Genomic DNA, 19,604 nt, shown 5'->3' on the forward strand with positions numbered 1-19,604 from the left:
TCGGTACATCGTCAAGTTTCATAACATCAGGTGGTAAATATGACTTTTATTTCGATTGAATTTCTCTTATTTTTAACAATCATCGTTGGAACGTATTACGTGGTCCCGCATCGATTCCGATGGGTGCTCCTCCTCTTAGCGAGCTATGTCTTCTACGCCACGTTGAGCGTCCAATTCATTCCGCTATTGTTGATCAGTACCGCCTTCACCTATGTGATTGGGATTCTGATTGAAAAGCAAGAAAAGAAAGAACAGAAGAAACGGCTCATGTGGGTCGGTGTCTCGGTTCTTGTCTTCTTCCTCGGATGGTTCAAGTATTTTAATTTCGTCAACGATTCGCTCCGTTCGTTCGCCGCATGGAGCGGATTTGATTATGATGTGCCGTATAAAGAGATCGTGTTGCCGTTGGCCATCTCGTTCTATACGTTCCAAGCTATCAGTTATGTCGTGGACGTCTCACGAGGGAAGCAAAAAGCAGAGCGTCATTACGGCTATTTCTCGGTCTATTTCGCCTTCTTCCCGCAACTCGTAGCGGGACCGATTGAGCGAGCGAAAAAGCTACTTCCCCAGCTGAAGACGGAGCAACATCTCGACTACGACAATATCAGTTATGGGATACAGCGCATCATTTGGGGATTCTTCAAGAAGACGTTGATCGCTGACCGATTGGCTCCGATTGTCGCAAGTGTATTCAACAGTCCAGATCCGACTGGTTCAGAGATTGTGCTCGCGACGATGTTGTTCTCGATTCAACTGTTCGCCGATTTCTCGGCGTGTAGTGATATCGCCATCGGTTGTGCACGATTGCTCGGAATTCGATTATCGGAGAACTTCAAACAGCCACACTTTGCCGTATCGATTGCCGACTTCTGGAACCGCTGGCACATCACACTTTCGATGTGGTTGCGAGATTATATTTTCATGCCGCTCGCGAAAGGGAAGAAGAAGCGCGAGCAGATTTATGGTGCCATCCTCGCAACATTCTTAGTGAGTGGAATTTGGCATGGTGCCGCGTGGAATTTCGTCTTATGGGGACTTATTCATGGAATCTATCGTGTGTTCGGAGACCATACGAAACAGCAGCGCGAAAAAATGGCGTCATGGGTCGGATTTGACCGCGTGCCGACCCTACATCGGTGGTGGAAAATCGCCATCACGTTCCAGCTCGTCTGTTTCTCGCGTGTCTTCTTTCAATCACATTCGATGGCAGAGGCGTTCTCGCATGCCAAACTGTACGTGACACCCTCTTCATGGGCACCGTCAGGCATGATACAGGCGATTCAAATGTTCTCGTTACTCGATTTGATTATCTTCCTCGTCGTCTTTGTCGTCGTTCACTTGTTCCAACATATTGAACGGACGAAAGGTTCGGCTTGGGATTGGATGGCACGTCAGTCTGCCGTGACGAGCGTGGCGATCAACTTGTTCTTGATTGTCTCGGCCTTCTTGTTTGGCGTGTCGGGCCAAGGATTTGTATACGGTGGGTTTTAAGATGCTCGGAAAGGAATTAGCATGAAGCGTTTAGGAATTAAAATCGTCGTTGTGTTACTCGTGATTATCGCCATCTTTATTCCCGTCAACGAGTTCGTGAAAGACTCGTGGGAGTACAATAACAATCGGGCCGTCCTAGCGTTTAAAGAAGACCCTCATCCTGTCGATATCATCAATCTCGGAACGTCTCATGCGATGTATGGGTATTATTTTAAACCGGCCGGATTGTCGCATCTCGACTTGGCGTTACCAAGTCAACCGATTGAATATGACTTAAAGATGTTGAAAGAATACGATAAACACTTGAAACCAGGTGGGGTCGTGATCGTGTCTTTATCTCAAATCACATTCAGCAACTCAGATGTCGGTCGGAAGGCGAATTACTATCGCGTCTTGGACCGTAAAGACATCGAGCCGGTCAGTCTGTTTCAATATTATACGCATGAGGAGTTCCCCGCATTGAATAGTGGCAGTGTTTATGCCGCGATTTCCCGGGAAATCCGAGATTTTCGGTTTGATGCGCATAAGCCATGGGAGAATGGTGGGCTGAACTACTCAGAGCGTAAGTATGAGGAAGTGGCCGCTCAATATGAGAATGCCGTGAACCATCATGAGATTGAAGAGAACATGTCGCATTTACAAGACATCATCGATTACTGTAAACGACAAGGGTATCGTGTCGTCTTGGCGATGGAGCCGGTCCATGCGTCGTATCATACGTATTTTGATGAAGACGTCATGGAGCGCCTCGTGTTTCAGCATGTAGAGAAGCTTGATTTAGATGTTCCGTTCCTCAATTATATGGGGGATGAACGATTCATTCATGAGCAGTCATTCTTCCATAACCCGGACCATTTGAACGGTGATGGGCGAACGCTGTTGTCTTCACTCGTTTATGAAGATTTGAAGCGGTTGGGATATTTATAAATTGATGGGCGGCTGTCCATCAATTTTTTTATGCTTTATGATAGCGAAAGGGACGAAGTGAAGGGGGAAACCATGAACAATCAGCAAATGGTAAAAATCCATGACTGTGAGTTATATGTTGAGTATATTCAACAACATTCAAAGTCAGTGACAATCATCATGGATGCAGGATATGGCGATGACTCTACGACTTGGAGACAGGTGGCGGATGAAGTGTCGACATATGCCAATGTCCTTCTTTATGACAGGGCGGGTCTAGGCAAAAGCGGGACCAGTACGAATCGAAGAACCAGTAAGGAGATGGTTCGAGAATTGCACCAACTAATCAAACAGTTGGATATAGCATCTCCGTTCATTTTGGTCGGTCATTCGTTTGGAGGCGTCAATATGCAATTGTTCGCATCTGAATATCGAGATGAGGTAGTGGGTCTAGTGCTAGTAGACACGACGCCGAGCGACTATCGGGAACGATTTCTTCCGACCATGTCACGAGAGTTTCAAAACGCATACTCCAAGCAATTTGTGCGGGAAGGGAACTATGATGAATTTATGGAAAGTTTGCACCAAGTGAAACAAGCAAATCTTGATCTTTCAATCCCGACAACAATCATATCAGCAGGAAAGAAAGACTTTTATTCCGCAGAAAATCAGAGGCTGTGGAATGTCTTACAAAAAGAAATGACGGGAATATCTTCAAATGCCACGTTTGTAATTGCGGAGCAGAGCGCACATTATATTCAAAGAGATGAGCCACATTTAATTGTAGAAGCAATTCGAAAGTTAATTTAAACACTTTTAAGTCATCCATAAACGATGGGAATTTATCGCGAGGCGAAGCTATATATTCAATCAAAAAGAATGCCTGCGAACGTCCATAGTATCACTAGCATCGACAGGAACGAGACGAATACCGTCTGATTCGATACCCGTTGCTCCGCAAAGCGTCGAAATAGTCGTTCGAGGATTGTTTGGCCGATGACGACCGCTAGAAAGATGATCGCCATTTCAGCGAATAGAGAATAGTCGTTACGAAAAATAAAGATCATGGCAACAAAGAGGATGATGGAGCTGGTCAATGTGGTGAGAAAACGTTGTTTATTCAATCAAATCTCTCCCTTCTCTCATCATTACGTGTATGCTGAAGAAAAGATTCAAAGAGATGGGGAGTGATTCGAATCGAAACAATCTATTTAGCGGGCGGATGTCTATGGGGTGTTCAAGAATTTGTGAGGACGTTACCGGGCGTCCTTTCAACTGAAGCAGGACGCGCGAACGGTACGACCGATACGTTAGACGGAGAGTATGACGGTTACGCGGAGTGTGTCAAAACAACGTTCGATCCGGAGGTAGTGACGGTCGAGGATTTGATGAATTATTTGTTCGAAATCATTGATCCATACAGTGTCAACCAACAAGGAATCGATGTCGGGGAGAAGTATCGAACGGGCGTATACAGTGAAGAATCACGACATTTGATGGAGGCACAAGAATTCATTGAGCGACGCCTTGATGCAGAACGGATTGCTGTTGAAGTCAAACCGCTCACGAACTATGTGCGAAGTGCGGACGAACATCAAGACCGCTTGACGCGTTGCCCGGACGATTATTGTCATATTCCGAATAACTTAATTAGAAAGTATAAAGTGTCAGAATGTTAATCGATATATTGAATTGCATTATTACGAATCAGTATCTATACCATTTGATAGTAGACTAGATATCTGCATTGCTAATTCATTAGGTTCACAATCAAATCCGTTTTCTACCCAACTGATAATAATAGATAAATGGGCACCAGCCACAAAATCAATAAGATAAGACTCTTTGTTATTTATATGAATGTCTCTGTTATTAATTTCTTCTATGCTATGTCGAACGGCTTTTTTTATGATTTCTAACATACGCCATCTAAAATCAGTAGGACCATTCGGACTCAATAGAACGCTATAAGTGTACGAGTATTGCTTCACATGCTCTAATGAATTCAGAATAGGGGGATAAATGAGGTCGGAAAATGACTGAACGCCGTACTTTGGAATTTTAAGATGTTGAATTAATCCATTTAATGTATTGCTCTCTATATGTTCGATTAAATCTTGTTTATCTTTAAAATGATTGTAAAAAGTCGCTCGGTTGATGTCAGCGTCATCTACAATATCTTGAACAGTAACTTGCTCAATCCCTTTTATGATTGCATTTTTTAAAAGTGCTTTTATAATTGCGGCTTGAGTTTTTCTTTTTTGTCGATTCATAAGTGAGACCTCGTTTTCTACAATACTCGGCAGGTGAGGAATTGTAAAATTGCTCATACTTTTTTAATTTATATTAATCATAAATGTTGTTACATCTTTAGTCTATTTTCCAACTAAAGTATGAAAGCTTATTTTTTGCACGATTTCGATACAAAGATACAAAAAAATTAAACATTTATAGAGAATCTGTTTAATTTTATACAGATTGAATCAATTTGATGGTTGTGATGGTATTATCTGATGACTAAAATTAAAAGCGCTTACAACAAGGGAGAGTAAGTGTTCATAATTTTTTAGGGGGTAATTATTTATGAAAGCAGCTAAATTTTACGCAGCAAAAGACATTCGAATTGATGAAATTTCAGAGAAGGAAATTTCATTGCATAAGGTAAAAGTAGAAGTAGAATGGTGTGGAATTTGTGGGAGTGATTTGCACGAGTACGTAGCAGGTCCATTAAATATACCTGGTAATGTCGTATTAGGACATGAGTATGCCGGCACAGTTGTTGAGATTGGAGAAGAAGTTCGTACGGTTAAGGTCGGAGATCGTGTCGTTGTTGAGACGCTAAGAAGTTGTGGAGAATGCGAATATTGCTTGGAACAACGTCCACAGCTTTGTGACAATATTGGGATTCAGGGATTGACTGAAGATGGAGGCTTCGCAACTTATGCGGTGGCTGATGAAAAGTATATGCATGTTTTACCTGACCATCTCTCTTTAGAACATGGGGCGCTTGTAGAACCGGCAGCAGTTGCTCATCATGCTGTGAAAAATAGTAAATTAAAAGCAGGGAATAGTTGTGTTGTTTTCGGTGCTGGACCTGTGGGACTTTTGGTTACGGCAATGGCTAAAATTAAAGGCGCTTCACAAATTATTGTTGTTGAAATGGCAGAAGAACGACGCAACAGAGCGATGAAAGTAGGCGCAACGCATATCATCAATCCATTAGAAGTTGATGTTGTATCAAAAATTAAAGAACTCACAGGCGATAAGGGTGTTGATGTAGCGTTTGAAGCGGCTGGAGTACAGCCTACATTTGTTGCAGCGATGGAAGCCTTAAAAAAAGGCGGAGAACTTATGATTGTTGCTATGTATGAAAAGGAAGTTTCTATTATGCTTAATGAGTTTATCATTTCTGAAAAATCAATTTCTTTATCATTTGCTTATGCGAATAATTTTAAAGAAGTGATTGATTTGTTTGCCGAAGGAAAAGTGAATTTAGAGACATTTGTTACAAAGAAAATTTATTTAGACGACATTAAAGACGAAGGATTTGAATCTTTGATTCATGATAAATCTCAGTGCAAAATCCTTGTGACACCTAAAAAAGAAAATGTTTACGCATTACAAACTAAATAAATAGTCAATAAATTAAAATTAAGAGACAGTTTATCAAATTAAGCACAACATTTCTTCGGGGAAGAACTTGTGTACTGTTTTTCGGTCGAGACAATTTCTTGACCGTTCATTTAGGCAAGTTGTTCGGAGAATTATTGTCATTTACCGAATAGTTTATTTACGAAATATCGAAAAGACGAAACATCGCCAACCCCTTAATCCGGAGTTGGCGATGTTTTCACGTCCGCTCGAGAATGTTCACGAGCATTTGATGAACGACGTCATGATCGTTCGGGTCATGCAGCTGATATGGACTCCCGGGGAGCGTGTATACATCTTTCGCTCCGACGTACGTGATGTGGAGTGTCAAGGAACCATCTTCCTGACACGCCGTCGTCAATTCCAAATCGCCACTGATGACACCGACTTCTTCCGTCATGACACCGTGGGTTGCCTTAAAGGTAGAAGTAAGTTTGTTCATGAATGACTCCTTTTCTCTCTCAATAAATACAAGCGTTGATGGCTGTCGTGAGTGCTGACTTCTCTGCTGATTGAAGGCTCAAGCCCCAACGGCTCTTCGTCTCAACCCACATCTTCGCATATGCACAGCGTGCCCCGGTACGAGGGGGTTGCCATGTCGACGGGTCTTGGTCTCCTTTAGAGCGGTTCGATGAAGCGGACACCGCGATCAACTGAGGACCGTTCAAGTCGTTCGCAAAGCTCTGACGTTTGGTTGTCGTCCAGCTGCTTGCGCCAGAGCGCCATGCTTCAGCGAGCGGAACAATGTGGTCGATATCGATGTCAGATGCCGACGTAAACGTCAAACCGTCATAGTAACTGTACCATGAGCCCGTCGTTACCGGACATTGGTCGACGACCGAGTCAGCGTCCCGTTTCAAGACGATGTGACGCGTGTTACAACCACTTCCTTGACTCGACCAGTGTGGGAAGAGGTCCCGACTGTACCCCGTCATCGACCCTTCATTTTTGACAGTGAGCGCATTCAGTTTTGTGAGCGCATCCGCTTTCGAAGGAATATTCGGTGGGAATGCAGAGACCGGTGTCGCGTCAAATGACGCGGAAATCCAGACAAGCAATGTGACGAGTGCGACAGACATGAGTTTCTTCAACATAAAAAGCCTCCTACTATGTATTTGGAATGAACACTTGTCGAGCAAGTGGGCAACCTTTCATCAACCAAAAAGTGAGACAAACATCACGCAATAAATTCAACTTGATCATACACAGGTCGATTTTGAAAAAGTGTGAAAATCTGCAAAATGATTAGAAAGACTATCGCAAATCCTTCTCTAGCATTAGCGAGCGATCTCGTGTTATTTCTTTGGAACTAGTGAGCGATCAGGACTGGTATAATAAATGACATGGATTGAGAGAAAAGAAGAGGTGGATGGAATGAACAAGAAAGAGATTGCGGCGATTCGCCGACAGTTTAAAGTGAATGCGACGAAGCTGAAGATTGCTGACTTATATACGATTTACATCCGGCAGGAAACGAATGAGATTTACTACGAAGAGTTGCGCCCGTTCCCGTTCCTTGAAGAAGAACAGCAGGAACTGTTTTTGACAAACTTCAAAAAAGTGCTCGGTGGGAAGCTAGATGAAAAACTATTCGAAGTGAAGTTCCAATATCCGGAGGAAGGCCAAGTCGACCATACGCAAGGATTGCTGTATGAAGGACTTCGTACGGAAGAGACAGACGTATGGACGGACTATATGCAACGCATCGCCTTGAAGATGGTGAAAGACACGCCATTTGAAAAAGACATGGTCGTGACGTTCATCCGGGGTAATTACAATAAGCCGACGAACCGGTATTCGGAAGAGTCTGAGATTCACGCGAACGATGAAGTGTATACGACGAAGTTCATCCTCGGCAGTATCAGCCCGACAGAACTTCCGAAAAAGTCACTCGTCTTTGACTTCGTCGAGCGTGAATTCAAAGCCAGCTTGATTGTGAATCCAATCATCAAACTCGAGGCGCCAATTGGTGGATTTTTATTCCCGTGTTTCACGGATAATGCGGCCGATGTGAACCATATCCTCTATTCGGCACATAAAGCGCACCAACCGGATATGACGTTCATTGAGAACGTACTGAACGGTTCAGAAATCGTTACAGCAGTGGAAGAGAAGGCGGTCTTCGAAGAAGTGGTGAAAGCGGTCATCGGGGAAGAAGTCAATTCCCGGACGCTCGCAACCGTTTATGATGAGATCAATCAAATCATTGTCGCTGAAGAAGAGAACGAACAGGAAGAAGAGCGGGTAGCGATGCTCGACTCCCGTGCGGTCGAGGTCGTCCTTCGGGCGAGCGGTGTTGAAGACGTGACGACAGAAAAAGTCGAGCAGGCGTTCAAACAAGTCGTCGATGACACGAAATATGAGATGAAAGCGACGAGCGTCGTTCCAAAATATACGTCGAAATCGATTAAAATCAATACGAAAGTGGCCAATATTTCTGTCAGTCCACAAGATTTAAAATATGTGAAGCAAGTGAACTATAAAGGGAAACCATGTCTGTTGATCGAAGTGGAAGAAGAGACAGAGATTGAAGGATTCAAGCTCATCTCTGAAGAGTCGCTAGACTGATCGGAGGAAACGCAATGCATCCGCTTGAGTTGATTGATCTACTAATTGTGTTCGCCATCGTGGTTGTATTGGCTTTGCTGTCGTTTCAATTTCATGGGAAATGGCGAAGGCGTATACGGATTGTGACGGTATGTTGTGTATTGGCGTACGGAATATTCTATGCAGTTCGTCCTTATTGGGTGAATCAACAGGTGCAGGAAGAAAAAATAGTGCTCGAAGCGTATCTCAAGAATCGATATCCAACCGAAACGGTCACCGTCCGCTCTATTTCTTATGGGGAGGACGGATTTGAGAGTATGAATCCCCATACATTGTTCGCGAAATTTTCGACAGAACCGGATGCGGAGTACACATATCTCGTGAGTCGTGACGAATCGATTCATCAAACGAGCCACAGTTCAACCATCGACTCAAAATTTGATTTTCTTCACTTGGAAGACTGAGCCCGAACGACAGATTGGGCTCTTTTTTGACAATCGAGTGAGGAAGGTTGAATTTGAGATTTGATACAGGTATGATGCAGGTGAAAACGTTTTCCGAAACCCATATTTTTTTAATGTTTATCGAAAGCGCTTTCGATTGTTGTGAGGTAATAAAAAACCTCAAAGACGACTATCATCTTTGAGGCTGAATCTGCATTATTTACGTGCTTTGCTTACTTTTAATTTCTTCCCTTTGACAGGCGTCGTTTCCATCGCTTGAAGGACAATCGAACCTTTTCCGTTGAGGATATCAACGTACGTCATCTGATCATTGATTGTGATGATGCCGATGTCGTCAGCGGATACGCCAGGAATTTTGGCAATTGTTCCAACGAAGTCGACAGCACGAAGTTTTTTCTTCTTCCCGCCACTGAAGTGGAGCTTCATGATGTCCTGGTTAATGCGAGCTGTCTTGTTGTTTCGAACGACGCGTCGTCCGCTCAACTTTTGCTCAAAGGCATCTTGGTTAGCCGCTACTTCCGCTTCCGTCGGAGCATCGATCATCGGAATCTCGAATTGAACGTATGATTCGATAGCTCCGATGAGACGTTCTTCCTGACGGGTCATGAGCGTGATGGCTGTTCCTTGTTTACCGGCACGTCCGGTACGACCCGTCCGGTGCACGTAACTTTCCTTTTCGACAGGAACGTCATAGTTGATGACGAGTTCGACGTTGTCGACATCGATTCCACGTGCTGCGACGTCTGTCGCCACGAGGTAGCGGAAGTTACCCATTTTGAAGCCGTTCATGACGGCGAAACGGTCCTCTTGCTCGAGTCCGCCGTGGAGACGTTCAGCCGAGTAACCGGCTTTGTCGAGCTCGGCGTACACCGTATCGACGTTCTCTTTCGTCCGACAGAAAATCATACAGCTGTCCGGGTTCTCGACGACCGTGATGTCTTGAAGGACAGCAAGTTTCTCATTCCGATGAACGGGAAGTAAACGGTGTTCGATTGTCGAAGCGGTCATACCTGTCGACTCGATGGCGACACGTGCCGGAGCATTCATATGCTTCTGGCAGAGACGTTCGATATCTTGTGGGAATGTCGCTGAGAAGACCATTGTGACGCGGTCTTTCGGCAACTGTTGAAGAATCTTCTCTACGTCGGCGAGGAAGCCGCGGTTGAGCATCTCGTCCGCTTCATCGATGATCAAGTATTCGATGCGATCGAGTGAGAGCGTCTCGCGCTCAATATGGTCCATAACGCGTCCAGGTGTACCGACGACGATATGTGTCTTTTGTTTCAATTCTTCACGCTGTTTCGAGAACGGTTCTTTCCCGTAGACGGCAGTCGCTTTGATTCGTTTGAAACGTCCGATGTTCGTCATGTCTTCCCGTACTTGAACGGCGAGTTCGCGTGTCGGTGTCAAGACGAGGACTTGGGGTTTGTTTTCGGCCCAATCGATGAGCTCGATGACCGGAATCCCGAAAGCAGCTGTCTTTCCGCTTCCCGTCTGTGCTTTGACGATTAAGTCTTCGCGCTCAAGCGCACGTGGGATGACCTGTTGTTGTACTTCGGTCGGTGATTCGTATTTCATAATGCCTAACGCACGAGTAATCTCGTCGCTCAGGCGATAATCCGTAAATTGCTGTTTGTTCATGGGTAACCTCATTCTTTCGTGAGAACTTCTGCTTCAGAAAATTTCAATGTCTATTTGCAATACAGTCCATTATAGACCGAAAGACGGTAGGAAAGCGAATGAGAATCCATTATCCGAAGTCAGGCAACGTCGGGTCGGGTTGAATCACATAAAAAATAAACTGGTCATGAACATCTTCTAACTGTTCGATCAGCTCTTCATTTTGTTGTTGATATGCTTCTAGCATTTGAGGGCATATGTAATGAACTGTTCCATCTTCACGAGCCAGGCTAGCGGTTTCTTCCTGATCAAATTGTAAAACTAACGGTTGTTGGCATGCTGTGCAGCAACCAATCTCCATCTTGTGAAAACCGATTTTTGCTCCCTCAATGAAGCAAGCATCGCAATAATGCTTGATTGGATCACCGAAATGACCGAGTTCATCTGTATGGATGACTTCATGTTCGTTCAATGATTTATTGCAGCTGACGCAGTTATACATCAATAACACTCCTTTAGTGATCTGTTCCAACAACGTATCATGCGATGAGCCGATGTACAACTTTATCCAATAACAATATTTTATCAGGTTCAGAAACATTGAAAGAAAGGGGCTTACATAATGGAATCCGATGATAAATATCTCGTCCAACACCTTCAACAAAGCCAATATCGAACGCACGCGAACCATCTCGAAACCATCATCAAACCGATTCCAGATTCAGATCGTACCGGTGACCTCGATCCACGCGTGTTCGCGACACTGACCACGAATCATTCAGGTGACGAACCGGATGGCGAATTCGATCTCGCTGTGGCACGTGCCAGCATGGGTTGGCCGAACCGGGATCAGACGACGACTGCTATCAAAACCGAATATGTAAAAATTCCAAGTAAAGACGGAAACATCCCGGCCCGTCTGTATCGCCCGCATCATACCGAACCAGTCCCAGCGATTCTCTTTTTCCACGGGGGCGGCTTCTTCGGAGGGACGCTCGAGACAGTCGAGAATCCATGTAAATTGCTTTCGGAACGGGCGAACGCGGTCGTCATCTCTGTCGATTATCGTCTCGCCCCGGAGCATCCGTTCCCGGCCGGATTGAACGATTGTTACCGAGCCTTTGAATGGGTATACGCCAACGCGACGGAGTTGAACGTCATCCGTGACCAAATCGCCGTCGCCGGAGACAGTGCCGGAGGGAATTTGGCGACCGCTTGTTGTCTGATGGAGAAAGAACGAGGGGAGGGGCGCATTTGTTATCAAGCACTCGTCTATCCCGTCGTCAATCTGGGATCGATTCCGACAGATGATTTTGAATGGACACTCGATGCGTACGATATCTCACACCATCACGACCTGATTCGAGGTGTCGTGCTCGCTCTTGCAGATCCACATTCGCTACTAAATGACCTCTATCTTCAAGGGAAGACGGATGTCACGCATCCACTCGTCTCACCACTTTTGGCAGAGGACGTCACGACTTTACCGCCAGCCTTGATTGTGACAGCCGAGTACGATTACTTACGACTTGAAGGGGAGGCATATGCCCGAAAACTTTCAGAAGCTGGTATTCCGACTCGACTGATTCAATATCGGGGTATGGATCATGCCTTTATGGACAAATTAGGAGACTACCCACAGGCAGATGATTGTATGAATGAAATCGCAAAAGGACTTAAGGAGCTGACGAAATGAAACAGTATACATTGGATTGGAAACGTTATGAGGAATTGGCACGTCAAGCGGTCGCGGAAGGGGTCGTGTTAGTCAAAAACGAACAGAAAACCCTCCCGTTGCAGTCTGAAACGAAGCTTGCCGTATTTGGGCGTAGTCAGTTCCATTACTATAAGAGCGGTACCGGTTCAGGTGGGATGGTGAACGTCGGACATGTCACGACACCGCTCGAGGCACTACGTGAACGTACAGACATTCACATCAATGAATCGCTTTATGCGACGTATGAGGAATGGGTGAAAGAGAACCCGTTCGACCAAGGTGTCGGTTGGGCCGGTGAACCGTGGTCGCAACAGGAAATGGACGTATCGGATGAACTCGTCGATCAAGCCGCACAGGAGTCAGATGTCGCCCTCATCATGATCGGACGTACGGCAGGGGAAGACCGTGACAATACGGCCGACCCGGGCAGTTACTTATTGACGGATATCGAACACGCGATGATTGAGCGCGTGACGAAGCGCTTCAACAAAACGGTCGTCGTGTTGAACGTCGGAAACATCATCGACATGAATTGGGCGAATGAGCCGAGTGCGATCCTCTATGCATGGCAAGGTGGGATGGAAGGCGGAAAAGGACTCGTCGACGTGCTTGTCGGTGACGTGAGTCCTTCCGGGAAACTGACGGATACGATTGCCCGATCCATCGAGGATTATCCGTCGACAAAGAACTTTGGTCACGCGGATAAAGGGATTTATCAGGAAGATATCTATGTCGGTTACCGCTACTTTGAAACGTTCGCGAAAGACGACGTCTTGTACCCGTTCGGATTCGGATTGTCTTATACGACATTCCATACTGAAGTGAAGCGTACGGCAGAAGTCGATGGCGTCCTAACGGTTGAGGTGGAAGTGACGAACACGGGAGGTTGTGACGGGAAAGAAGTCGTCCAGCTCTACGTCGAAAAACCGCAAGGAAAACTCGGAAATCCACTCCGGTCCTTAGTAGCGTTTGAGAAAACATTGCTTCTTGAACCGGGTGAGCGACAAACCCTTTCGTTTAACGTTCAGATGACTGATTTTGCGAGCTACGACGACTCTGGCGTGACGGGTCATGAATCGAGCTTCGTTCTCGAATCAGGAACATATCGCTTATATGTCGGAACGGATGTGCGTTCGGCTACACTCGCTTTCGAAGTCGAGCAGCAGGAGCAACGCGTCCTCGAGACGTTAAGCGAAAATATGGCGCCTGTCCTCCCGTTCGAGCGGATGAAGCCGATTCAGAACGAAAAAGGATGGGAAGTCGGTTACGAATCAACGCCGCTTCGTGCCGTTGATGTCGAGACACGTTATTTGGAAGAACGCCCTGAGACGCGAGTGTTCACGGGTGACCAAGGTATCAAATTGAGCGATGTATATCACGAGAAGGCGTCACTCGACACATTCTTGGATCAATTGACGGATGAGGACTTGGCGACAATCGTCCGCGGACAAGGGATGAACTCACCGCGTGTCACACCGGGGACGGCAGCGGCGTTTGGTGGTGTGTCCGACCGATTGAACGAGCTTGAGATTCCAGCGGCGTGTTGTGCCGATGGTCCATCAGGCATTCGCATGGATATCGGGACGAAGGCGTTCGCGCTTCCGAACGGGACTCTCTTAGCTTCTACGTTCAACGTTGACCTCGTTGAAGACTTGTTCGAGATGACAGGGCTCGAGATGCGAAAAAACCGCGTCGATACGTTGCTCGGACCAGGGATGAATATTCATCGCAACCCATTGAACGGTCGGAACTTTGAATACTTCTCAGAAGACCCGCATTTGACCGGGAAGATGGCAGTCGCTCAATTGAACGGGATGCATCGTGTCGGTGTGACAGGAACGCTCAAGCACTTCAGCGCCAACAACCAGGAGGCACATCGTCACGATATCGATTCGGTCGTCTCGGAGCGGGCGTTACGCGAGATTTACTTGAAAGGGTTCGAGATGGCCGTGAAAGAAGGGCGCGCATCGTCAATCATGACGACGTATGGTGCGGTCAATGGGATTTGGACGGCCGGATTATACGATCAAAACACGCGCATCTTACGTGACGAGTGGGGCTTTGAAGGCATCGTCATGACAGACTGGTGGGCAAAAGTGAACTTCCGTGAGGACGAATCGGCCAACCGTCAAAATACGGCAGCGATGGTCCGCTCGCAAAACGATTTGTATATGGTCGTCGACCGTCCGGACCTCAACTCATTCGAGGATAATACGATGGCATCGCTCGAAGAAGGGGTGGTCACACGGGGTGAGTTGTTACGGAGCGCGCGCAACATTTGTTCATTCATCTTGAAATCACCGGCGATGGAGCGTCTTCTCGGAATTCATGATGGTTCGGTCGAGGTCCTCGGCTTTGAAGATGAGACGAATCAACAGGACGCATTCGAGTTGGACTATCAGCATCTCGAAAACGGGGAACACGTTGATTTGTCAAGAATCGACACCTCGACAGGGAACACGCACGTCTTCGCCATCTCGGTCGACCAGACCGGGACGTATGACATCACGTTGACGGCCCGTTCGAACGCTGGGGAGTTGGCGCAGATGCCGGTGACGTTGTTTGCGAACAATATCCCGGGTGCGACGTTCACGTTTAACGGGACGGACGGGGAATGGGTGACACAGACGAAGCAGGTCTTCTTCTTGAACCAGCATAATTATCTCCAACTCTATTTCGCATTGAGCGGTCTAGAAGTGAAGGACGTGTCTTTCACACTTGCGGATGAATTCAGTATGAAGAACGGATAATGGATGCAAGGACGTCTCAATGAGGCGTCCTTTTTCTATTTACAAAAAGCATACACATCTGTATTCATTCTGAAAATGTATCTTTACAAAAGTCCGTTAGGCTACAGAAGTAGCAAACATTCGGGAGGGTTTACAGATGAAAAAGACAATGAAAAAGTTCGTTCCACTCGCAGTCGTTTCGACGCTTGCACTCGGGGGCATCGTTGGCGTTCAGCAACAAAACGAAGCAGAAGCAGCAAAGGATTCAAAGAATCATAAGGCGAAAAACGTCATCTTTATGATCGGGGACGGGATGGGCGTGCCTTATACGACGGCACTTCGTTACATGAACGATAATGAAGAGACGGTAGAAATGGAACCGACTGCGTTCGATTCACATTTGGTAGGGATGCAATCGACATATCCTGAAGACGAAGAAGAAAACGTAACAGACTCGGCAGCAGCAGCGACAGCAATGAGTTCTGGCGTGAAAACATACAACAACGCAATTGCCGTCGATAACGACAAAACAGACGTGAAAACGGTACTTGAACAAGCGAAAGAGAACGGTATGTCGACAGGACTTGTCGCGACGTCAGAGATCACGCATGCGACACCGGCTTCTTACGGCGCGCACGAGGAGCAACGTAAAAGTGAGAATGCCATCGCCAACGATTACTATGATGATTTGATTAATGGCGAACACAAAGTCGACGTCATGCTCGGAGGCGGAACGAAGTTCTTCGAACGCTCGGATCGAAATATTGCGAAACAGTTCCAAGAAGACGGCTACAGCTACGTCACGTCTGCAGAAGAAATGAAGCAAGACAACAACGAGCAAGTGCTCGGTCTTTTCGCGGAAGTTGGCATGGATAAAATGATTGACCGTGACGAGGAACAACCGAGTCTTGCGGACATGACGACTTCGGCGCTTGATCGCCTAAAAGGGAACGATGATGGGTTCTTCCTCATGGTAGAAGGAAGTCAAATCGACTGGGCCGGACATGATAATGATGTCGTCGGTGCGATGAGTGAGATGAAAGACTTTGAGCAAGCATTTGAGGTCGTTCGTGACTTCGCCAAAGAGAACGGGGAAACGTTAGTCGTCGTAACAGCGGATCACTCGACAGGTGGTATTTCAATCGGAGCGGACGGAAATTACAACTGGGATCCGACACCGATTCAAGCAGCGAAACGCACACCGGACTTCATGGCGAAAGAAATCGAAGGTGGAGCGGACGTGGAAGCCGTCTTACGTGAGAACATCGATTTAGAATTGACGACTGAAGAGATTGCTTCTGTGAAGAAAGCGGCTGAAACGAATGACGTGACAGAAATCGATAACGCCATCGAAAAAATCTTTGATCAACGTTCGGGAACAGGCTGGACGACGGACGGTCACACAGGTGACGATGTACCAGTATATGCGTTCGGGCCACAACAAGAGAAATTCGTTGGTATGAGCGACAACACGGATCAGGCGAAACGGATCTTCAACTTGTTGAAGAACAAAGGGAAAATCAAATAAGTAAGGATATACCTTAAGACTACGTGGGAATTCCCGCGTAGTTTTTTTTGAAGGTATCATCTTTCATATACTTCTAGTGATTTGATTGCATGTCGCAATACATCGACCTCTTCGTTTTCCCACCCTAATCGGTCTACTGCATTGATGAACTGTCGTATTGCTTTAATAAGAGCAACTTTCAATTCTTCAATTGAAACGATACCGATTTCTGTATCCATTTGACCATCTTTCATAAATGATAATTCGAGTTCAGACAAAGATATTTTTTTGGCTGATATCGAAAGGGGACCATCCATAAATGGAAACGTATGAACAGATTTAAGTGGAGCGTGTAAAATTGCGCGACAGCTATCAATCCACCATTTTAATAGGACAGCAACGAAATCAGACCAACCGACTCCCGGGAAATAATCATATGTGTCAATGACAAAGTTGATTTCACCAATAATTTGATTAGAGTATGTTAATGAATCAAGATCAATCTCAATGTAAATTTGATGACACATCATTGCTCACCTCATTAATTTTGAAAGATTACTACTAAGAACATCTTACTCGAGCGATAAGAAGTATGAAAGAATGAGCTGAACTTACAGAAAGAATCGTATGATAGACAGACAAGTAATGATTCAACCAACGAGGGGGAAACGAATGAAACACGCAGTCATTTTTGATATGGACGGAACATTATTTCGAACAGATTTGATTTTAGAGTTGGCACTCAATGAAACGTTTGATTACTTACGACAAAATGGAGAATGGACAGGATCGACACCGATTGACGAATACCGGAACATCATGGGGGTACCATTACCTGTCGTATGGGAGACGTTGCTGTCGAAACAAACGGTAGAGATTCGGGAAGCGGCAGATGCCTATTTCTTAAGACGACTCATCAAAAACATTCAAAACGGGAATGGTGCATTATATACCGGGGGTACTCGAGTTGTTTGAACAATTGAGTCATAGAGGTTATCCAGTCTTCATTGCGAGCAATGGCTTGGTTGACTATTTACAAGCGATTGTAACGCACTATGAATTGGATCATTGGATTACCGAAACATACAGTATTCAGCAAATCGACACGCTGAACAAAGGGGATTTAGTGGCTGAAATCGTGAATAAGTATGAACTACAGGATGGCTTCGTAGTCGGAGACAGATTATCGGATATCATGGCTGCACGAGCGAACGGACTTACTTCAATCGGCTGTCGTTTTGACTTTGCGCAAGAAGCAGAGTTGAAAGAAGCGGATTACGTCGTGAATCACTTGTCGGAAGTGCTAGACATCGTTCTACAGGAGACGGTTTCGCTATAAGTGAATCGATTTCGAGTTTGGGTTCGTACGTAAAGTACTACAACAAATCGGAGGGATCATTATGCATACACTCTATATGAAACAAAAAGTGTTCAGTCTACGCGGGCGCTTCACCATTAAAGATGCGGACGGACAGGATCAATATTTCATCGAAGGTAGCTTTATGAAGTTTCCAAAGTCGTTTGAAATCAAAGACATGAATGGTCAAACGGTCACAACCATTACGAAAAAGACGTTCAGTTTTTTACCGAAGTTTTTTGTAGAAGTGGATGGTACGGATATGATGACCATCTCAAAAGAGTTTTCATTCTTTAAACCGAAGTATTCGATCGATGCGACCGGAATCGATGTCCAAGGGGATTGGTGGGACATGGATTTTGACGTGACGAAAAATGGACAATCGATTGGAAGTGTTCAAAAAAAGTGGTTCTCATGGGGCGACAGTTATGAGATTCGCGTCGAAGAACCGGAGATGGAGCACCTTCTCATCTCAATCGTCGTAGCCATCGATTGCGCGAAAGCAGATCAAGCAGCGGCATCAAGTGCAGCAACATAAAGGGGAGTATCTAATGGAATTTTGGGACGTCTATAACGTGGACCGAGAAAAGACCGGTCGCACATGGCAACGGGGAAGTCGTTTGCCAGAAGGAGAGTATCACCTTGTGATTCACGTGTGTATCTTTAACGAGAAGGGCGAGATGCTGATTCAACAGCGCCAACCGTTCAAAGATGGATGGGCCAACATGTGGGATATCACAGTCGGTGGAAGTGCCACGGTAGGAGATACAAGCCAGCAAGCCGCGATGCGGGAACTCGAAGAGGAGATTGGGCTCAAGCTTGATCTATCTCAGACACGACCGCATCTGACAGTCAATTTTGACGAAGGATTTGACGATATCTATTTGGTCGAAATGGAAGTGAATTTGAATGAGCTGACGCTTCAAGAATCTGAAGTGCAAGCCGTGAAGTGGGCGGATGAGGCGACAATTCTCCAGATGATTCAACAGCATGAATTCATACCGTATCATACGCCGATGATACCGTTACTGTTTGCCATGCGAGGACAATGGGGAGGAATTGATCGTCATGCATACGTACAAGTGGATAAATGAACCGAAAAGTGTGAACGGATTTGAACCGCTCGCTTTCCGCACTTTGCCAGATACGGACTTTTGGCGAAATACACATTACGGATTTAACCGCATGACGGCGCATGCACGACTAACAGACGTTAAAGCCAAACGATTTACATGTCGGGCGACAATCCAAATGGAACCGAGCCATACATATGACCAGGCCGGGATCGTCTTATATGTGAATGATGACCATTGGATCAAGACGTCTGTCGAGTACATTCCGGACGGACCGTCCCATCTTGGCGCAGTCGTCACCTCGTTTGGCTATTCGGATTGGTCGACACGTGATTTTTCAAATGAGATGATTCCTCAACCATTGACGTTTGAAATCGTGTATACAGATGGAAATGTGGAAATTTTTGTTGAGTATGATGATGGTACGCGTGAACAGCTTCGCATTGCCCATCTTCATGACGTATCGACGTTACGCATCGGGCCGTATGCGTGCAGTCCGGATGTGAATGCGACAGGTTTTGACGTGACATTTTCAAATTGAG

General features: G+C 45.8%; 20 protein-coding genes and 1 pseudogene. 14 read left to right on the forward strand and 7 right to left on the reverse strand.

Annotated features, from left to right (window positions below; translation table 11 throughout):
• Positions 1-39: 39 nt before the first annotated feature.
• From KNO86_RS12125 to KNO86_RS12135, 3 genes are all read left to right on the forward strand, one after another.
• The gene (locus KNO86_RS12125) at positions 40-1,491 is read left to right on the forward strand and encodes an MBOAT family O-acyltransferase (RefSeq protein WP_214696568.1); all 1,452 of its coding nucleotides are present in this window, start codon (positions 40-42) and stop codon (positions 1,489-1,491) included.
• 21 nt (positions 1,492-1,512) lie between these two features.
• A complete protein-coding gene (locus tag KNO86_RS12130; protein ID WP_214696569.1) occupies positions 1,513-2,418 on the forward strand; it encodes a hypothetical protein in 906 nt (301 codons plus the stop codon).
• A 72-nt stretch (positions 2,419-2,490) separates the two neighbouring features.
• A complete protein-coding gene (locus KNO86_RS12135; protein ID WP_214696578.1) occupies positions 2,491-3,207 on the forward strand; it encodes an alpha/beta fold hydrolase in 717 nt (238 codons plus the stop codon).
• 56 nt (positions 3,208-3,263) lie between these two features.
• Here the strand turns inward: KNO86_RS12135 and KNO86_RS12140 are convergent, their stop codons facing one another.
• Positions 3,264-3,521: a hypothetical protein gene (locus KNO86_RS12140; protein WP_074036895.1), complete on the reverse strand. Its 258-nt coding sequence runs from the start codon at positions 3,519-3,521 to the stop codon at positions 3,264-3,266.
• Positions 3,522-3,593: 72 nt separating this feature from the next.
• On the opposite strand from KNO86_RS12140, the gene KNO86_RS12145 reads away from it, so the two are divergent.
• Positions 3,594-4,076 (forward strand): peptide-methionine (S)-S-oxide reductase, encoded by a 483-nt coding sequence (locus KNO86_RS12145; RefSeq protein WP_214696691.1) that lies wholly within the window; start codon positions 3,594-3,596, stop codon positions 4,074-4,076.
• A 21-nt stretch (positions 4,077-4,097) separates the two neighbouring features.
• Here the strand turns inward: KNO86_RS12145 and KNO86_RS12150 are convergent, their stop codons facing one another.
• A complete protein-coding gene (locus KNO86_RS12150; RefSeq protein WP_214696579.1) occupies positions 4,098-4,670 on the reverse strand; it encodes a TetR/AcrR family transcriptional regulator in 573 nt (190 codons plus the stop codon).
• A gap of 310 nt (positions 4,671-4,980) precedes the next feature.
• Between KNO86_RS12150 and KNO86_RS12155 the strand changes: the two genes are divergently transcribed.
• The gene (locus KNO86_RS12155) at positions 4,981-6,030 is read left to right on the forward strand and encodes a 2,3-butanediol dehydrogenase (protein WP_214696581.1); all 1,050 of its coding nucleotides are present in this window, start codon (positions 4,981-4,983) and stop codon (positions 6,028-6,030) included.
• A gap of 217 nt (positions 6,031-6,247) precedes the next feature.
• Here KNO86_RS12155 and KNO86_RS12160 read toward each other — a convergent pair whose 3' ends face one another.
• Both KNO86_RS12160 and KNO86_RS12165 read right to left on the reverse strand, forming a co-directional pair.
• Positions 6,248-6,490: a hypothetical protein gene (locus KNO86_RS12160; protein ID WP_214696583.1), complete on the reverse strand. Its 243-nt coding sequence runs from the start codon at positions 6,488-6,490 to the stop codon at positions 6,248-6,250.
• Between the two features lie 19 nt (positions 6,491-6,509).
• Positions 6,510-7,142 (reverse strand): HNH endonuclease family protein, encoded by a 633-nt coding sequence (locus KNO86_RS12165; protein ID WP_214696585.1) that lies wholly within the window; start codon positions 7,140-7,142, stop codon positions 6,510-6,512.
• 280 nt (positions 7,143-7,422) lie between these two features.
• Between KNO86_RS12165 and KNO86_RS12170 the strand changes: the two genes are divergently transcribed.
• Positions 7,423-8,616, forward strand: a complete 1,194-nt coding sequence (locus KNO86_RS12170; protein WP_214696587.1) for a DUF4317 domain-containing protein — start codon at positions 7,423-7,425, stop codon at positions 8,614-8,616.
• A gap of 14 nt (positions 8,617-8,630) precedes the next feature.
• Positions 8,631-9,059 (forward strand): hypothetical protein, encoded by a 429-nt coding sequence (locus KNO86_RS12175; protein WP_214696589.1) that lies wholly within the window; start codon positions 8,631-8,633, stop codon positions 9,057-9,059.
• A 195-nt stretch (positions 9,060-9,254) separates the two neighbouring features.
• Here KNO86_RS12175 and KNO86_RS12180 read toward each other — a convergent pair whose 3' ends face one another.
• Complete coding sequence (locus KNO86_RS12180) at positions 9,255-10,700, reverse strand: DEAD/DEAH box helicase (RefSeq protein ID WP_214696591.1); 1,446 nt, start codon at positions 10,698-10,700, stop codon at positions 9,255-9,257.
• Positions 10,701-10,809: 109 nt separating this feature from the next.
• Positions 10,810-11,181, reverse strand: a complete 372-nt coding sequence (locus KNO86_RS12185) for a hypothetical protein (protein WP_214696593.1) — start codon at positions 11,179-11,181, stop codon at positions 10,810-10,812.
• 120 nt (positions 11,182-11,301) lie between these two features.
• Here KNO86_RS12185 and KNO86_RS12190 point away from each other — a divergent pair, with 120 nt between their 5' ends.
• From KNO86_RS12190 to KNO86_RS12200, 3 genes are all read left to right on the forward strand, one after another.
• On the forward strand, positions 11,302-12,375 hold the full coding sequence (locus tag KNO86_RS12190; RefSeq protein WP_214696595.1) for an alpha/beta hydrolase: 1,074 nt from the start codon (positions 11,302-11,304) through the stop codon (positions 12,373-12,375).
• Positions 12,372-15,146, forward strand: coding sequence for a glycoside hydrolase family 3 protein (locus KNO86_RS12195; RefSeq protein ID WP_214696596.1), 2,775 nt, complete (start codon positions 12,372-12,374; stop codon positions 15,144-15,146). Before KNO86_RS12190 ends, KNO86_RS12195 begins: the two co-directional genes overlap by 4 nt.
• Before the next feature lie 136 nt (positions 15,147-15,282).
• Positions 15,283-16,653 (forward strand): alkaline phosphatase, encoded by a 1,371-nt coding sequence (locus tag KNO86_RS12200; RefSeq protein ID WP_214696598.1) that lies wholly within the window; start codon positions 15,283-15,285, stop codon positions 16,651-16,653.
• Between the two features lie 56 nt (positions 16,654-16,709).
• On the opposite strand, the gene KNO86_RS12205 is transcribed toward KNO86_RS12200, so the two are convergent.
• Complete coding sequence (locus KNO86_RS12205) at positions 16,710-17,162, reverse strand: hypothetical protein (RefSeq protein WP_214696600.1); 453 nt, start codon at positions 17,160-17,162, stop codon at positions 16,710-16,712.
• 142 nt (positions 17,163-17,304) lie between these two features.
• Here KNO86_RS12205 and KNO86_RS12210 point away from each other — a divergent pair.
• The 4 genes and pseudogenes from KNO86_RS12210 (at position 17,305) to KNO86_RS12225 (ending at position 19,603) form a co-directional block, all read left to right on the forward strand.
• A pseudogene (locus tag KNO86_RS12210) lies at positions 17,305-17,971 on the forward strand (HAD hydrolase-like protein).
• 61 nt (positions 17,972-18,032) lie between these two features.
• On the forward strand, positions 18,033-18,527 hold the full coding sequence (locus KNO86_RS12215; protein WP_214696608.1) for an LURP-one-related/scramblase family protein: 495 nt from the start codon (positions 18,033-18,035) through the stop codon (positions 18,525-18,527).
• 13 nt (positions 18,528-18,540) lie between these two features.
• Positions 18,541-19,083, forward strand: coding sequence for an NUDIX hydrolase (locus KNO86_RS12220; protein ID WP_214696610.1), 543 nt, complete (start codon positions 18,541-18,543; stop codon positions 19,081-19,083).
• Positions 19,058-19,603 carry a DUF1349 domain-containing protein gene (locus KNO86_RS12225; protein WP_214696612.1) on the forward strand — a complete coding sequence of 182 codons (546 nt, stop codon included), beginning with the start codon at positions 19,058-19,060 and terminating at the stop codon, positions 19,601-19,603. Before KNO86_RS12220 ends, KNO86_RS12225 begins: the two co-directional genes overlap by 26 nt.
• Position 19,604: the final 1 nt, after the last annotated feature.

The organism is Exiguobacterium sp. s160 (assembly GCF_018617575.1).
Taxonomy (GTDB): domain Bacteria; phylum Bacillota; class Bacilli; order Exiguobacteriales; family Exiguobacteriaceae; genus Exiguobacterium; species Exiguobacterium aestuarii_A.

Excerpts from the sequence above, each read along its gene's own strand:
- KNO86_RS12125 (WP_214696568.1), top strand. The coding sequence starts at position 40 with ATGACTTTTATTTCGATTGAATTTCTCTTATTTTTAACAATCATCGTT.
- KNO86_RS12170 (WP_214696587.1), top strand. The coding sequence starts at position 7,423 with ATGAACAAGAAAGAGATTGCGGCGATTCGCCGACAGTTTAAAGTGAAT.
- KNO86_RS12190 (WP_214696595.1), top strand. The coding sequence starts at position 11,302 with ATGGAATCCGATGATAAATATCTCGTCCAACACCTTCAACAAAGCCAA.
- KNO86_RS12195 (WP_214696596.1), top strand. The coding sequence starts at position 12,372 with ATGAAACAGTATACATTGGATTGGAAACGTTATGAGGAATTGGCACGT.
- KNO86_RS12160 (WP_214696583.1), bottom strand. The coding sequence starts at position 6,490 with ATGAACAAACTTACTTCTACCTTTAAGGCAACCCACGGTGTCATGACG.
- KNO86_RS12165 (WP_214696585.1), bottom strand. The coding sequence starts at position 7,142 with ATGTTGAAGAAACTCATGTCTGTCGCACTCGTCACATTGCTTGTCTGG.
- KNO86_RS12215 (WP_214696608.1), top strand. The coding sequence starts at position 18,033 with ATGCATACACTCTATATGAAACAAAAAGTGTTCAGTCTACGCGGGCGC.
- KNO86_RS12175 (WP_214696589.1), top strand. The coding sequence starts at position 8,631 with ATGCATCCGCTTGAGTTGATTGATCTACTAATTGTGTTCGCCATCGTG.
- KNO86_RS12180 (WP_214696591.1), bottom strand. The coding sequence starts at position 10,700 with ATGAACAAACAGCAATTTACGGATTATCGCCTGAGCGACGAGATTACT.
- KNO86_RS12200 (WP_214696598.1), top strand. The coding sequence starts at position 15,283 with ATGAAAAAGACAATGAAAAAGTTCGTTCCACTCGCAGTCGTTTCGACG.
- KNO86_RS12135 (WP_214696578.1), top strand. The coding sequence starts at position 2,491 with ATGAACAATCAGCAAATGGTAAAAATCCATGACTGTGAGTTATATGTT.
- KNO86_RS12185 (WP_214696593.1), bottom strand. The coding sequence starts at position 11,181 with ATGTATAACTGCGTCAGCTGCAATAAATCATTGAACGAACATGAAGTC.
- KNO86_RS12155 (WP_214696581.1), top strand. The coding sequence starts at position 4,981 with ATGAAAGCAGCTAAATTTTACGCAGCAAAAGACATTCGAATTGATGAA.
- KNO86_RS12130 (WP_214696569.1), top strand. The coding sequence starts at position 1,513 with ATGAAGCGTTTAGGAATTAAAATCGTCGTTGTGTTACTCGTGATTATC.
- KNO86_RS12205 (WP_214696600.1), bottom strand. The coding sequence starts at position 17,162 with ATGATGTGTCATCAAATTTACATTGAGATTGATCTTGATTCATTAACA.
- KNO86_RS12150 (WP_214696579.1), bottom strand. The coding sequence starts at position 4,670 with ATGAATCGACAAAAAAGAAAAACTCAAGCCGCAATTATAAAAGCACTT.
- KNO86_RS12225 (WP_214696612.1), top strand. The coding sequence starts at position 19,058 with ATGCATACGTACAAGTGGATAAATGAACCGAAAAGTGTGAACGGATTT.
- KNO86_RS12220 (WP_214696610.1), top strand. The coding sequence starts at position 18,541 with ATGGAATTTTGGGACGTCTATAACGTGGACCGAGAAAAGACCGGTCGC.